We start from the raw sequence: 14,857 nt of genomic DNA on the forward strand, positions 1-14,857 counted from the left end.
AAAAATGTTATTGTGTCCGGTGGGCCAGTACGATGGGCGGTTCCCCGTTGAACGGGTTATGAAACCTGCCTATGGACTTGGCTCCCATGGAGGAGGCATAGACCACGGCCCGATCTCCGTAGCGTTTTCGGATGGTGTCCATCGCATTGTAAAGGCTGAGTGCTTCCAAGGTGTCGTCAAAAAGGTGGATTTGGTAGTTCCCGGAGACCAGGTCGCTAAAGCGCACACCGACCAATCGCACCAACATCCGACGCTGGTACAGTTTTTCAAAGAGTTCCAAGATTTTGGGGATGAGGATATGGTCGGCACTGGAATAGGGAATCTTCATCTGCTTGGATACCGTCTGGAAATCCGAATAGCGGACGCGGACAGCCACACAGGCCGTCAGCTTATCGTTGGTGCGTAAATGGAAGGCCAGGTTCTCCACCATAGCGGTCAGGGTGGTCCTGAGTTGGGTAATATTGGTGGTATCCTTGCCAAAGGTGCGCTCTGTGGAAATGGACTTGCGCTCATGGAAGGGCACCAAGGGGGGGCGGTCGATGCCTTGGGCCCGTTTCCAAATGGTCCGCCCATGTACACCCAAGGCACTGGTCATGAGTTCGAGGGGCATGTCCTGAACGGTTTTGACCTTTAAAATCCCCAGTCCGCGCAGGGTCTCATAGGTCTTTTTGCCCACCGAGGGAATCTTGCGAATAGAGAGCGGGGCCAAAAAGGGTTTTTCCAGACCGAAATCCACCCGCATCTGATTGTTGGGCTTGGCCTCATCGGTGGCCATCTTGGAGACCACCTTGTTGGAAGAGAGTCCAAAAGAAATTGGGAGGCCCGTCTCCTTGATTATATAATTCCGTAGTTCACAGGCATATTTATAGCTGCCAAAAAATTTGTCCATTCCGCTCAAATCTGCGTAGAACTCATCCACACTGGCCTTTTCGAAAACCGGTACTTTCTCCTTGATGATTTCCGTGACCTGCTCCGAAAATTTAGTATAGGTCCCGGCGTTCCCTTTGATAACTGTAGCCTCCGGGCAGAGCTGTCGGGCCAGTTTCATGGACATGCCCGAATGGATGCCGAAACGCCTGGTCTCATAGCTGCAGGCCGATACCACCCCTCGATCCCCGGTGCCCCCTACAAGGATGGGACGGTGCATTAAACGAGAGTCCAACAGTCGTTCGCAGCTCACAAAAAAGGTGTCTAGATCGAGATGTAAAATTTGTGATTCCATACCAGAAACAAACTTAGCTACAAATTATAGCAATGATTGCTTATATTTGTAGCAATTATGTATTTCGTAGGAAAGAATATGAACCATCTCAGGCGGCTTAAGGGGCTCTCTCAGGAAGAATTGGCGGAAGAGCTGGGGGCGACGCGTTCGACCATCGGTTCGAAGGAGGAGGGGCGTTCCATGCCTTCCTTGGAGCTCTTGGTAAAAACATCCGATTTTTTTAAGGTGCCTGTTGATATCTTGATCCGTAAGGATCTCACAAAGGCCAAGGATTTTTCGTTTATTGAACTTGGTAACCAACGTGTACTGTTTCCCATTATGGTGGATCAAGACAATAAGGACATGATTGAGGTGGTACCCGTCAAGACCTCGGCGGGCTATTTGGCTGGATATGATGATCCTGAATACATTGAGCAATTGGAGAAGATCAAACTCCCTTTTCTCCCTACGGGCAAGCACCGGGCCTTTCCCATCAAGGGGGATTCCATGCTGCCGATGAAGCCGGGCTCTTTTGTGGTGGGGAAATTTATTGAAGACCGGAGTGACATCAAGGATGGGCGAACCTATGTGCTCTTGACCCAAAACGATGGGATGGTCTACAAAAGGGTCTACAATCAAATTGACGAAAACGGAACCTTGAAATTGGTCTCGGACAACAAAAGTTATGAACCGTTCGAAGTGCCCATTTCAGAAGTGTTGGAACTTTGGGAATTTACCTGTAGCATCAACACCCAGGAATACGAACCTGAGGAATTGAAGCTGGACAGCATTCTACGGATGTTCAACGAATTGGGAGTGGAACTGGAGACCCTAAGAAAAGATGTCCGTATGTCTTAATAAGGCCATGACCAAGGCAAGCTTTTATTCCAGTCCTGTCCATATTTTTCTTTAAAACGCATAAGTTCTTCAACAACAGGCTCTTTAACCCTAACCTTATCTTCTTTTAAGTAAAAGTTTTTATCCCTCAGAAAATCATATCGCCCTTCAAAATTTAGAATCCGCATCAGCGTTTCCCGGCTTTTCAAACCCAGCACTTCTGTCAACGCTTCCTTTTTGCCCAGCTCCAAAGTGGCCAATTGACGATCAATTTTTTCAAGTTCCATTTCTTGTTTGGAATAATCAATGATTTTTATCGGTCTTCCCTGGTACTTTTCGTTGTAAATCCAATGTTGGTGCATCCCACATTCCTTGTGCAAAAAAGTGGTGATACGTTGCTTTAGTTCTTCCTCGGTCTTGAATTCGTTCCATGCTATCCAATTTACATTTAGATAGATTTCAATACAATCGAGTTTGGCCTTTTGGATGAGCTCCTCTTTTTCATACTCCACCTCATGGGTAAAGGCAAATTCCACCAATAGTTGTTTTCCCTTAACCACGGCAATCGCATCAGGCTGGATTGAACTGTTACCGCAAAGCATTTGTTTTTCCAGAACCACCTCGTCAAACTCCACTATTTTTTCCTCGTAATCCAAAAACTCGTTATGATGGTTCCTTCGCTCTATTTGAAACAACAGCTTTTTGGATTCCTGGAACACTTCCTTGGCCAGCATGTGCATCAAGGTCTCCCCAGAGCAATTGGATGCTGAAATGTGGTAGAAGTGTGCTGCCTTTTGATTGGGCTTTAAAATGGTCTCCCTGGTCTTTCCTTTGTTTTTGGCCCCTAAGGGCTCCTCACAAATCCTACAGAAACAGCCAGTATCCTTTCCCCAGGGAACATCGAAGACGGAAACCCTGTTACCGGCTTTATCATAGGCATATTGGACGCATGCGTGATCAATCATATTCTCAAAATACACATTTAAGGGAATTCTTCCTACCCAGAAAACTGGTGTGGGAAGATTAAATCAATTGTGGGCTTAAAGAGAATATGTAGTTATCCTATTCTTAGATCCCGATAAACACAGTAGCTTCATATATAATAGCTGTCATTCATTTCGGGGTTGGGCTTCAACTCATGCCGAACTATCCATGTGCCGCTGGCATCTTTTTCTTTTTGCTGCAATTCATTTCGCAGTCTATTGACATCGGAGCACTCTTGTTCGGTCAGGTAAAATTCGTGACGCTCCAACCAATTGATGAGTGGGTAATACTTTTTTCTTTCTACACTTTCCTGCTTATTGAGTTCTTCCAGCTCCTCAATCCTATCCGTAATATCCAAATGTTTTATTTGAGGCCTAAGTTGAGGAATCAAATCGATCATGCCGTCCTCAGAAACAATGACAATCACCATCGGATGTTCCGTAGCGAATTGTTCGTAATACCGGATTGCTGAATTATAGCGGGCACCCCTGGAAGCATCACCTTTTTCTGTAGCCAAACCATCAAGGATCACCCCAATGGCGTAGCAGATAGCATCCTTGTCCAGTAAAACACTCCCATCTATGGACGTAATCTGTTGCATGATGTTTGGTGATAATTTCATCGGCTTTATGGCAAAACTTTGTTTTCCAAGCCTTTCAGATTCATTCGCTGCATTGCTGGAAATCACCAACATCGTACCATGTTTTTGCTGGGTAGCCCTCATGGTCACATCCCACAGGTCGTCAATTTGCCTTTTCTTCAGGTCTTTAAAAATCCGTGGTAGGTCCGAATAAAACTTTGCCCTATTGATCCGTTCCTTTGGAATGTTAGGCAGTTTATATTCCACGACCATAAGCGGGTTGTTATCATGTAGGACCTGCCATTTAAAGTGGCTGATAAAATCAATGATAAACATGGATTCTTTCTTTGGATTGTATTTGCCGACCAGCTCACCCAGACCATAGATTAAGGCGGAATCGGAGACAATGATGGAATCGTCCGTTGACAATTCCAAGAATTTCCTGACTTTACGGTAATCACTCACTTTTATGGGTTCTTCCAATTCCAAGGTCAATCGCAGATTCATATGGTCCTTGGCAGCAACAGCCAATTTACCCAGGCCCTCGGCGCCTTCATACCGCATGGAAGCAATGGCATTGCAAGCGTCATATAGCCCATGCAGTCCCTCCATGTTTTCTGCTATGCTCGAAATGGTATACATGAACTGCTTCCCGGATTCACGCAACATCTCCTCCGGTCTCCGATTGATGGCTTCAAAACCCCGGTTTGGGTCTTTTAGGGCATTGGTACTTTCCTTAAGAAAAACATCGATAGCACTCTCGATGAACGAGCGATAGATAGTGAATCGGTTGGCGTACTTTTCCCTGGTCAGGGAATAGTATTTGTCGAGGGTATCATTCCGGATTTCCAGTATGGTGAACACCAGATATCCCTCAACATAGGTCGGATAGGAAACATGCTTATCGGTCTCATTGTCGAAATCAACACGGTCCAGGGTCTTTTTTATGGCATCCCTGAATGCGTTATTTCCAATTCGCTTGGTGTGGCCTTCCTGCGCGACGGGATGGGTATGTAGAATCTGCCCCTCTGGATCCACTTTTTCAAGTTCCTCGGCCAACTGCTTGAGATTGGAAAACAGATGAACACTATAACCACAATCCTCAGGCTCCAGGCATATATCATGCCTATCTTCCCTTTCTTCCGTTAAGACTCCCAATAGAAACACTTTGGGATCTAAATCCTTGTCAATTCGTTCGAAAAACCGCTCGGCTTCAAATTGAAGGGAGTGCTGCATGTGCTGTTGAAAACCCCACATAAAGAGTTTTATGGTATCTGCCATTGATTTTTGATTTGTTCGGTAACGGCACAGCCTATAGTGCCTTTATTTTTGGACAAAGATTTAAAAGATGCCTACCCTACTACAATGTAGCATTTTTGGTCAGCTTTCCGAAGCAATTCCTTTGGGAATTCAGGATGACCTAGAAAACCCATCAATCAAATGGATGCATCCATTTGATTGACACAAAGCAAAGACCAAAGGATAACTTTGCCCCACCCCACTGAATCTTATACATGGTAAAATACGGTACTAATGGAAGGGCTCGTGGTACAACCTACTACCCCATCGACAAATATCCAGTTCGGGAAAATCGGCCTCGTCCATCAGATAATGGAATTCCTGTACAATCTTCTTCACGGAAGGTGCATCGGTCAACCGAACACGGGTTTCATAGTTACTTTCCGTACCGCTATAGGTAAAGTTCAGCGAACCCATATAGGCGATGCGGTCATCGATGATATAGATTTTACTGTGTAAATAGGTGGTCCTTTTTCCAAAGGCATCCGACGGTTTGATCATCCTTATCGGAAAAATGGGCTCATAGGAATACGAGAAGACCCGAACACGTTTTAAGACATGGTGCAAAATCAAAACGGCCAATCCGAAAATACCTATAGTGGCCAGGATATACAATACTGGTAGCACTGCTTGTTGGGCAAAGAAAAACCATAGGGCAAGAACTCCCAGGCCAACGAGGAAATAGCAAATCTTAAGAATCCGATGCAACACCCTTTTCCGGTGCTGCGCCCGCTGGTCCATATGGACATGCTGTCGGATAAGCGCGCCGAGCAGTCCGGATTTACCCCTTTCCGGTTCCGTGGTAATCAGTTCCACATGGACACCTCCTTCCTGTAACTCGATAAGCCCTTGCACCAACTTGGCGGAAAGGAACGGAGATACGATCTTCACCGAGTTGCTCGCCGCGGCAATCTCTTCCATGAGCTTTTTCCCGGCCCCAGTCCCGATATAGATATCACATTGGGCATTATTGAAATACATGGTATCCTAGTTTGTAGTGTTTTTTAAAGTTAGGGTATAGAAACCCAAAACTGGACCCGATTCGGTCCAGACCGGATAAGTTTTACACAAATTTTTTGAGCGGGTGTTCATAGCTCACTAATAGTTTTGAAAAAGACCCCCGTTGCCGAGGGCCTTTTGGAGAAATTCAACATTGTTCCTTGAGCTTCTCTATACGCTCCTTGGTACGTTTGATGCGCTTGCGGGCTACCTGTCGTTGTTCCTTCTCGATGTCCGCGATGGGCACTGACGGAATGCCCTCGGCCAAACTGCGAAGGGCCATGCCCTCGATGAAAGTGGGCAAGCTATGTCTCCATTTGGCAAAGACAGTGAGGCGTACCAAATGGGCCACTTGCGCTTCAGTCATCCTTTCCAAACGCTGGAGCATGGTCTTATTGGAAACCCCTGAGCTCCATTTGAAGGTCTTGCCCAAGGTTTCCTGTACCTCCCAAGGCGCGGTATTCCAGAGCCAGAGCCGTTGTAGCAGGGTATCCACGGGCTGTATGGGGAGTTTGCCCAATTCATGGAGTTCCTCAGTTTCGGCAAGGGATTCGATGATGCGCTTTTGGACCTTTTCGGCATCCAGTTCCAAGGCCCGTTCTGCACGCTGTTCGATACGTGCGATCCTTTCCTTGGGTGGGAGTTCCTGCATTTTGCCCTTGGACCTTTTGGGCAGGTAGATTTTCTCCGGATGGCCCTTACCCGAACCGTTGAGCCATAGACCCTCTTTGGCCTGGTCATCGTTACCATGGAGCTCGAAATCCTCGTACTGCTCCAACAGTTTGATGTTATGTTTTTCGAGCAGTTTCACCAAGCCGTTGGGGAGCTCCTCCGCATAGGGGCTATAGATAAAATGTACGGGTTCGGCTCCGTTTACGATTTCCTTGGCCCGTTTCATCAGGTGTGCCTGGACCTTCAGTTCGTAACAGGCCTTATCAAAGCATTGGTCATCCGCCTCAATGTCGGGGAAGAGGCGTTCATTAGCACCAGAGCGTTTGTTGCAGGTGGTACACGGCCCTGCCTTTTTTACAAGGGCTTCGTTACAGACGTCAAAGGGTGCCTGCTCCAGTTTCCGACTGATCTGACGGTCGATGAAACGTTCCAAGGCCGCCTTGGATTTGATTCCGCCCACATGATCCATGGCATTTTCGGCCAGTTCTTTTTGACCTGCCTTGGTGAGCCGAGCCACGATGAGTGCCTTGCCCAAGTTGATGTGGTCCTTCAGAAAGGCATCTTTCCAGGCCTTGATAAGCCCGTTAAGGCTCAAGCGCTGTATGACAAAAGTCTCGGACTTGGCCAGTTTGGATGCCAAGTCGGACACCGTGTACTTTTCCGTGTCCAGCATCCGCTGTAGCGTCTCTGCCTCTTGGAGCGGATGGACATCCTCCCGTTCGAGGTTCTCAATGAGTTGTACCTCCAAGACCTCTTCATCAGTCAGCTCCTGCACCTGAACGGGAACCTCGCTCAGTTTGGCCAGGGTTGCTGCCCTTAATCGGCGTTCCCCGCAGACCAGTTGAAAGCCCCCATCATGGGGCCGTACCAAGAGCGGTTGCAGGATACCCTTTTCGTGGATGCTCTGGGTGAGTTCCTTCAGGGCCTCGGAATCAAAGACTTTCCTGGGGTTAGACGTGCCGATGGCGATTTCCTGCAGGGGCAAGGTTTGCAATCGGGCTTTTGTTTGTGTTTCCATAACTGAAAATTTTAAATGAAACTTGATTTTGGGGTGCCCATCACGGGGATGGTGCTGGCCCCTTTTTATGCCGCCCTACGGGAAACCGCCAAAGGCGGTATAAGCCCGCACAAAATCGGAGTGTCTGCGGAGGCAACGCCTCCTTTTCTATTTAGCAGAAACCGTGTTTGTGCGGGGCGTTTCCGCGCGGTTTACCACCTTGGCGGAAAAAGGGACAGGACCGCAATGGGTTCCCTTTCGTTTCATTAGAGGTTTATGGAATCCTAGGAACAATGACGGTTGCGGCCATCACCTGCCCGGGCAAGGACTTTAGGCCAGTGGGACCTAATCCTTGGTCCCAAAGAGCGACTTGGCCTCCATGTGGATGCGCTCAAAGTTGGCCTCGAAGCGGTTGTCCAGGTTGGGAAAGTTCGGTTCTGGCAGCCCCCGTTTCCATTGGGGCCGGGGAAAGCGGATTTTACAGTCGCGACCATCGGCAAAGGCAATGAACTCCCCTTGCTTCAAGCGGAAGAAGACATCGGAGCGTACCTTGCTCACCTCCCGTTCCCCACGGGTGATGCGGGTATCGGAGCGAAAGGGGTCTTGGCCCTTGCTCACGCTACGGGTCGGGCGTTTGACCAATTCAAAGAAGCGTTCGTAATAACGGGCCGTGTCCGGATCGTTGGCCTTGCCGAAAAACTGGTAGGATAGATTGGAGAGGATGGCACGGCTGGCCTTCTCCCCGTACATCAGGTCGTTCTGCACCTTATCCTGCAACACATAAACCGTGGAAATGTCAAAGCTCCGCAAGGTAGCAGGAATGCGGTGCATGTTGAGCAGGCGTATGGTGGGGGCCTCCTCCACCAGAACGAAGGAGGGCAGGTGTTCGCGGACCGCCATCTGTTTGGTAATGGTATGGAGGATGGTTGCAATCACTGGGGAGTAGGCCGTCTCGTACTTGGGGTTGTTGACCACGGCCACTACAGCAGGATGGTCGGGATGGTTGATGTCCAGGTCCACCTCGTCCGCGGAGAGGGCCATAAAGATGCGTTGGGTACTGATTTTTTTCAATGCATTGGCCAAGGTGCTGAGCACTCCCGCAGTTTGGCGCTCCGAATACCTTCCTGAGATAAAGGCGTCGGCCATGGTCCGTGCCGTGGTATCGCTGGAGAGCCAGTCGATAAGCTCCTGGGTCCCCAAATGTTGGTAGACTGCAATCAAATGGGGCAGGGTACAATAGTTTGGGTGCTGTGATCGGAGCTTCCACATCAGCCCTCCCAAGAGTCCCTCCACAGCGTCATTGAAAAATTTGGAAGATCCGAAAACGGTGGATTCCCGTTGTTCCAAGAGATTTTCTAACAATACACGGGAGACCTCGTTCACCGATTCCTCATCGGGCAGGTAGCGTGGCGCAATGGGGTTCACCCGGGCATGGATGTTGTCAAAGGAGACGATGTGGAAGGGAATATTCGCCTCTTTGAACAACGGCCAGGCCAGTTCGGTCAGTTCAAAGTGCTTGTAGTCATGGATGACCCCTGCAAAGCCATGGCTTTGGAAATGCCGCAACAACCCATAGACCACCGATTCCGTTTTTCCGCTTCCCGCGGAGCCGATGATGGAGACCCCGCGGCGGATGTTAGAGAGTGTCAGGGTACCGTTGCGATGAGGCAAGCGCACTAGGTATCGGGGCTGTGTGCCTTCCCGTTCCATTTGGAAATCGGCCATGATATAAACGACCAGATTGATACCTTGGAAAGGCAGGGCCTGTGCGATGACCCAGGACCAGAAGGATTCCAGGAAGAAGTGGAATTGGAACAGCCCCCACAATAGATACAGGCCCGAGAGCATCAAAAAGGCCCAGTCCGTACTGCGGTGAAGCCAAACGGTAATTCCTATCATGGCCAGGTAGAGGCAAATCATGGCCCAAACGGGTAGCCCAACGAATATGGAAAGGAGGAGTACGGCCATGGTCTTTAGATTTCAATGGCCCCGGCACCCCGAGCGGTGTCGATGCCCCTCTTGATTTTCTTCAGGGATTTCAGCATCAGGTCCAATTTGGACTTTGGAATTTGGGGTGGCAGCGGCAATTTGATTCCGGTTTTGCCCAGGAGTTTCAGGGCCACGGCCTTTTCATTTTTGGGCAGCCCCGCGATCTTGGCAAAGTATTGGTGGGGGTTTGTGCCCAGGGTCTTGCGTCCCTGATAGCTCTCCACATAGTTGCGGTCATAGCCAAAAAGTCGGTCAAAGGTCTTTTCGGCACCCTCGAAGAACTGGTCGCGTTTAAAGCCACGTTTGCGGACTTCTCCTTGGAGCGGGGCCTCCGATTCCCGGTAACTGCTGCCAGGGGAAAGGCTGTAGCGGTTGGTCACATCCTTACGGCTCATGATGATGTGGACGTGCATCTGATCCCCCGGTTTTTGCATACCCTCCTTTACGGGCTTGCCATCCATTTTGTGGGGCATCTCCCTGAAGAGCCTGTCGATTTCCTTTTCCACTTTGGCAATGTTGCCCTTGAGCTCACCCCGTTCCACCTTTCGGATATCGTTTTGCAATTTGGCGATTTTGGCGGCATAGGGCCGGTTCTGTTGGACTTCCCAATCCTTGCCCGAATAGGTCCGCTCGTGCTCGATCTTGGCGTAGTATTTCAGTTGGTCCACATGGACCGGACTTTCCCGGTAAAAAGCAGTAGCATAATCCTTCATCATCTCACGCACATAATACCGGAGCAGGGCCGGGTCGTTGTTCAGTGCCTTGAGTTCCCGTTGGCTAGGGTTGACGGTCAAGGAATAGAACTTGGGTTCCCGCTTTTTGAGCTTGGAGGTATTGGCATCGATTTCCCTGACGACGGTATCCCTTTCAATTCGGTCGTTGTATTGGTCAAAAAAGGGTTCCTGCAACTCGGGATGTTTGCCCTCGTTTTCCTTTTCGAGATAGTCCACGAAATCGGAGGCGCTCTGGTTATAGGTGCTGTCGGAATGTTGGCGGGTGATGGTGATGTACATGGGTCAACGTTTGGGTTTGTATCTGGTGATCAGGGCCTCCAGTTCCTCCGGGGAAACCAACAATTTGATATAGGGTTGGCCCATGAGGGGCTTGACGACCTCGGTTTTTTTGGACAGCACCGCATGAATGTCCCTTCTGGCCATCTCCAGGTCTGCGGCCAGTTTTAGTTTCTCCTCCTTGAGATCAATCACGGCAAAGGCCTTTTTGAAATCCGTCTCGGTTTTCGGTTGGTCCTTCTTGGACCTTCCCTTCTTGTGGCCATCGCCCTCTTGGGCGGAGGAATAGCCGAAGAGTACTTGTAACATGCCCAACATGGGCTTGATCTGGTCGTTCTCGATTTTACGGAGCAGGGCAATGATGCGGTTCGCATTGGTGTCCGACCGCTCCAGGAGCAATTGGACGGATTTGGATTTGTCAGGTACTTTGCCCTTTTCCATCAGGGCATAGGCATCCAATAGGATGGTCAGTGCCTTGGAATGTGAAGGCGCCATTTTTCTGGAAAAGGCCCGGAAACGCTCCCCCACGGTCTTGCTGAAACGTATGTTGATATAGGATGCCATATTCTTGCAATGATACAGATGGATGCGGCAGACCGAGCCCCCTGTCATTATTGGTTTTGTACCTGTTTTTGCCCCCGGGAATGCCGCAAGCTGCCGCAGTATTGCCGCATATTGCGCCAACGGTGCGCTAGTTCGTATTTTTTATAAAATCACATTCCATTGGAAACCAGAGGTTTGCAATGGCGCAAAAACACGCAACACCGCCCTGGCGTGTTGCCCTCTTGCTATACCGTTTATCCCGCGCCGCGGGATTCACTTTAAGCTTTATCTGAAGGTAGCTTCGTCGCCGCCGAAATCGGAAGGATTCCCAAATTTTAAGACGGAAAGTGATGAACTATTGCGGAATTTCTTTCGATTTCTTGAAAAGGGTGAATATTTTTCAAAAGGGATTCATCGGGCATCAAAAAAAGGACATCGCAAAATGTCCCTTGGAAAGCGGGATATAAAAGGTATTCTAAAGAAGCCCATTATCGGCGAAACTGTAGTAGTCTCCATTGGGCACTATAATAAGGTGGTCGAGTACCTTGATGTCCAAAAGGTCGCCCGCTTTTTTGATTTTGGAAGTCAATTGTTTATCCACTGAACTGGGTTTGAGTGTCCCCGAGGGGTGGTTGTGTGAAAGCACTATGGCACATGATGCGGTCTTTAAGGCAATGCCAAAGAGCAGGCGCACATCCACTAGGGTTCCCGTGATGCCCCCAGACGACAATTGGTAGATGCCCTTGACCTTGTTGGCATTGTTGAGCAACAGGATTTTAAAGGCCTCTTGCAATCCTATGGTGTCCTTGTCCCAATGCTCAAAGAGGATTTTTGCCGCATCTTGGGAGGATTTCACCTTTTCCCAAAACGGGGATGTGATGCGCTCTTTGTAGCTCACTTTTATTTCGTTAACTTTCATTGTCATTGTTTTATTGACCATTTGAGATATAAATGATGAAAGAGGGGGTGTTCCGGTCCAACGTGGCACCCCCTCGACTATGTTCAGTATTCGCTCGGAAGCATCAGCGTACCGTTGACGAAAAACAGACGGAGTTTTTCCAAGGGAAAATCCGTTAGGTGGTAGCCCTGTGTTTCAAAAATCTGCCCGTTCCCATCCGTATAGGTGATGGAAGCGGCATAGCCCATTTTCTCTTTTTCCTTTTCATCGTGCTTTTTAAAATCCACGGTGATGAAGCGGCTCTTGCCCATCAAGCTACGGGCAATGACTGAGGTATCCGTGACCAACCAAAAACAGTCTGCCGCCTCTGCCAGATATTGGATGCCCTCGGTATATTGGGTACGAATCAGAGGGATTCGGTACAGGACTTCCGACCCGTGGAAGTGTTGCAGATTTTCGGTAATGTTGCCAATCGTTTCCATTTTACGTTGTTTTCATTGGTGAAAAAAGGTAAGGGGCAACCCTAGCGGGCGCCCCATACAAAACCTATCCATTTGTTTTTGAATCCTTGGCCGTGTTAGCATCGTCGTCCTTCGTACCTGTTTTTGCGGTGTTTTCATCCGCTTTTGGTCCATTTTCTTTGGGCTTGTCGGAATTGGATTGTACCTTTTGGTTTCCATTGGTTTTGTTGCCCAACAAAAGCACCTCGTCCGCTACGATTTCGGTCACATAGCGTTGGTTGCCATCATGCCCCTCATAGGTTCGGGTCTTGAGTTTCCCGATGATGCCAATTTCGCTTCCCTTATGGGTGTACTTCTCAATAATCTCGGCGGTCTTGCCCCAGGCCACAATATTGTGCCAGTCAGTGTCCTGCACTTTTTGACCCTTGGCGTTTTTGTAATACTCATTGGTGGCCAAGGGAAAACGGCACACTTTTTTGCCACTTTCCAAATCGGTTACTTTGGGTTCATCGCCGATGTTCCCAATCAATTGCACATGGTTTCTGAAATTGCTCATAATCAAAAATTTTAAGATTAATACTCCCCTTTTTGTTTGGAACCGTTGGGTTCATTTTAAGGGGTGTTTGTTTGATTTCTTCCGTGCGCAGCACAATGGAAAAAGTGGGTTTTGTCAAGACTTTTGGGAACAAATCAGGAGGAGGTCCGCGACGAGGATTTTACCATCGGGCTAAAATCAAGGAAGTGGAAACCTTATTTGTCCCCAAAACTCGCACGGTCTTGACAAGTTCCATGATGGTATTAGAAATTCTTACAAACCCCTTTGCAAGGGAGTGTACGGGAAGTTAAACGACCACGGCAAAGAAGGGTTTGGACTAGAATTGGTTATACCATGCCTGTTTTTCGATGCCCCGAAAAACAACAGAGGCTTTATCCATTAGAAACCCCTTAAAATGGTTGGGCAGAGACCTGGGTTTTTAGACATTATCGAGAAAGGGCCAAAGTAGCCCTTACCGGGAATGGCGTAAGGAAAACCAAGGGAAATGCCTTGGATGGGGAACGGCCATATGACCAAACGGTGTCTTATTGTAGAGATAAACCCAAAAACGGATATGGAAATATAAAGGCCAAGAAAACTGCTACTGATTTTCGCATTTACAATTTCTAGAGTTTCGTGGTTAGACACCACACATGACAAGAACGCAGTTGATGCAAGACAAAATGGCACTCTATTGGGCACAAATAGAATTTGTTAAAAAAGAAGGGATGAGGCATGGACTTTGACATATCATTATGAGAACCATTTGATTATGAAAAAACCGTTTAAAATTCTTTCCATTGATGGGGGCGGCATAAAAGGGCTGTACAGCTCCAAAATATTGGAACATTTCGAACAGGAATTTCAGTGCAATGTCGTCGATCACTTTGACATGATTTGCGGGACCTCCACGGGTGGGATATTGGGTCTTGCACTTTCATTAAAAATAAAGGCTGAAGAAATCTCAAGAATGTACGAGGAGAATGGTGAAAAGATTTTTCCGAACCAATCAAAATTGAAAGGCAAGATAAAACAGAGCCTACTCGGGGGCAAGTACTCGGATAAACCTTTAAGAAGTGCATTGGAGGCCACATTTGGAGACCACAAAATAAAGGATAGTCATTGTTTGCTTTGTATCCCGAGTTACTCAGTTACTGATGCAAGGCCGTTCATTTTCAAATATGACCATGAGGAGAACAAGCAGCGTAGGGACAATAATGCAAAGTATGTGGATGTTGCATTGGCCACCTCTGCGGCACCAACATATTTTCCATTGGCGGAAATTGAATACTATAATAGCAGACAATTTATAGATGGGGGCATATATGCCAACAACCCAAGTATTGTAGGATTAATTGAAGCGCTAGATTACTTTGTTGGTGAGGACAAGGAATATGATGAGGTACAAATCCTTTCAATCAGTAGCCTAAACAATTTAGAGGGCGAAGTAACAGGCTTATCCAGAAAGCGGTCATTTCTTCATTGGCAGGAAAAATTGTTTGAAGCAATATTAACGGGTCAGGCAAAGTTTGTGGATTATTTTATGAGAAAAGCCAGCGAATCGGATAGTATACCTGTAAAGCACGTTCGGGTTCCTAGTGATAAATTATCTCCTACTCAGCAGAAAATAATAAAACTGGATAAAGCCACCAAGAAATCAATTAACATGCTACGCATAAAGGGCAATGACATGGGACTTCTTTGGAGAAAAAAAAGCGAAATACGAGAATTTTTCGAAACCAAAAAAACGTATAAAACAAACTAACAAGATATGGTGGATAAGCCGGGTAAACTGACCCACCTTCGCCGGATGAAACTGACCATGGCAAATGGACTGCCCAGATTTGATCTA

General features: G+C 47.9%; 14 protein-coding genes. 3 read left to right on the plus strand and 11 right to left on the minus strand.

The window, feature by feature from the left end; translation table 11 throughout:
* Positions 1-7: 7 nt before the first annotated feature.
* Positions 8-1,222, minus strand: a complete 1,215-nt coding sequence (dinB, locus tag DX873_RS17415) for a DNA polymerase IV (RefSeq protein ID WP_116185771.1) — start codon at positions 1,220-1,222, stop codon at positions 8-10.
* Between the two features lie 57 nt (positions 1,223-1,279).
* On the opposite strand from dinB, the gene DX873_RS17420 reads away from it, so the two are divergent.
* The gene (locus DX873_RS17420; protein WP_116185772.1) at positions 1,280-2,059 is read left to right on the plus strand and encodes an XRE family transcriptional regulator; all 780 of its coding nucleotides are present in this window, start codon (positions 1,280-1,282) and stop codon (positions 2,057-2,059) included.
* Here DX873_RS17420 and DX873_RS17425 read toward each other — a convergent pair.
* The 4 genes from DX873_RS17425 to DX873_RS17440 all read right to left on the minus strand — a co-directional run bounded on the left by DX873_RS17425 (position 2,056) and on the right by DX873_RS17440 (position 7,590).
* Positions 2,056-3,003 carry a hypothetical protein gene (locus tag DX873_RS17425; protein WP_116185773.1) on the minus strand — a complete coding sequence of 316 codons (948 nt, stop codon included), beginning with the start codon at positions 3,001-3,003 and terminating at the stop codon, positions 2,056-2,058. The two genes, DX873_RS17420 and DX873_RS17425, sit on opposite strands and share 4 nt — an antisense overlap.
* Before the next feature lie 128 nt (positions 3,004-3,131).
* Positions 3,132-4,883, minus strand: coding sequence for a diadenylate cyclase (locus DX873_RS17430; RefSeq protein WP_116185774.1), 1,752 nt, complete (start codon positions 4,881-4,883; stop codon positions 3,132-3,134).
* A gap of 249 nt (positions 4,884-5,132) precedes the next feature.
* Positions 5,133-5,882: a phospholipase D-like domain-containing protein gene (locus DX873_RS17435; protein ID WP_116185775.1), complete on the minus strand. Its 750-nt coding sequence runs from the start codon at positions 5,880-5,882 to the stop codon at positions 5,133-5,135.
* Between the two features lie 166 nt (positions 5,883-6,048).
* On the minus strand, positions 6,049-7,590 hold the full coding sequence (locus tag DX873_RS17440; RefSeq protein WP_116185776.1) for a ParB/RepB/Spo0J family partition protein: 1,542 nt from the start codon (positions 7,588-7,590) through the stop codon (positions 6,049-6,051).
* A 15-nt stretch (positions 7,591-7,605) separates the two neighbouring features.
* Between DX873_RS17440 and DX873_RS17445 the strand changes: the two genes are divergently transcribed.
* A complete protein-coding gene (locus DX873_RS17445) occupies positions 7,606-7,839 on the plus strand; it encodes a hypothetical protein (protein ID WP_116185777.1) in 234 nt (77 codons plus the stop codon).
* Positions 7,840-7,914: 75 nt separating this feature from the next.
* Here the strand turns inward: DX873_RS17445 and DX873_RS17450 are convergent, their stop codons facing one another.
* The 6 genes from DX873_RS17450 to DX873_RS17475 form a co-directional block, all read right to left on the minus strand.
* On the minus strand, positions 7,915-9,537 hold the full coding sequence (locus tag DX873_RS17450; protein ID WP_232520973.1) for a type IV secretory system conjugative DNA transfer family protein: 1,623 nt from the start codon (positions 9,535-9,537) through the stop codon (positions 7,915-7,917).
* A gap of 5 nt (positions 9,538-9,542) precedes the next feature.
* A complete protein-coding gene (mobB, locus tag DX873_RS17455; RefSeq protein WP_116185778.1) occupies positions 9,543-10,571 on the minus strand; it encodes a MobB family relaxase in 1,029 nt (342 codons plus the stop codon).
* A gap of 3 nt (positions 10,572-10,574) precedes the next feature.
* A complete protein-coding gene (locus DX873_RS17460) occupies positions 10,575-11,132 on the minus strand; it encodes a BfmA/BtgA family mobilization protein (protein ID WP_116185779.1) in 558 nt (185 codons plus the stop codon).
* Positions 11,133-11,586: 454 nt separating this feature from the next.
* A complete protein-coding gene (locus DX873_RS17465) occupies positions 11,587-12,036 on the minus strand; it encodes a JAB domain-containing protein (RefSeq protein WP_116185780.1) in 450 nt (149 codons plus the stop codon).
* Positions 12,037-12,113: 77 nt separating this feature from the next.
* A complete protein-coding gene (locus tag DX873_RS17470) occupies positions 12,114-12,491 on the minus strand; it encodes a DUF6876 family protein (RefSeq protein ID WP_116185781.1) in 378 nt (125 codons plus the stop codon).
* Between the two features lie 64 nt (positions 12,492-12,555).
* Positions 12,556-13,026 (minus strand): single-stranded DNA-binding protein, encoded by a 471-nt coding sequence (locus DX873_RS17475; RefSeq protein WP_116185782.1) that lies wholly within the window; start codon positions 13,024-13,026, stop codon positions 12,556-12,558.
* Between the two features lie 751 nt (positions 13,027-13,777).
* Here DX873_RS17475 and DX873_RS17485 point away from each other — a divergent pair.
* Positions 13,778-14,770, plus strand: a complete 993-nt coding sequence (locus DX873_RS17485) for a CBASS cGAMP-activated phospholipase (protein WP_116185784.1) — start codon at positions 13,778-13,780, stop codon at positions 14,768-14,770.
* Positions 14,771-14,857: the final 87 nt, after the last annotated feature.

Origin of the sequence: Flagellimonas nanhaiensis (assembly GCF_003382275.1) — a bacterium.
GTDB classification, from domain to species: domain Bacteria; phylum Bacteroidota; class Bacteroidia; order Flavobacteriales; family Flavobacteriaceae; genus Flagellimonas; species Flagellimonas nanhaiensis.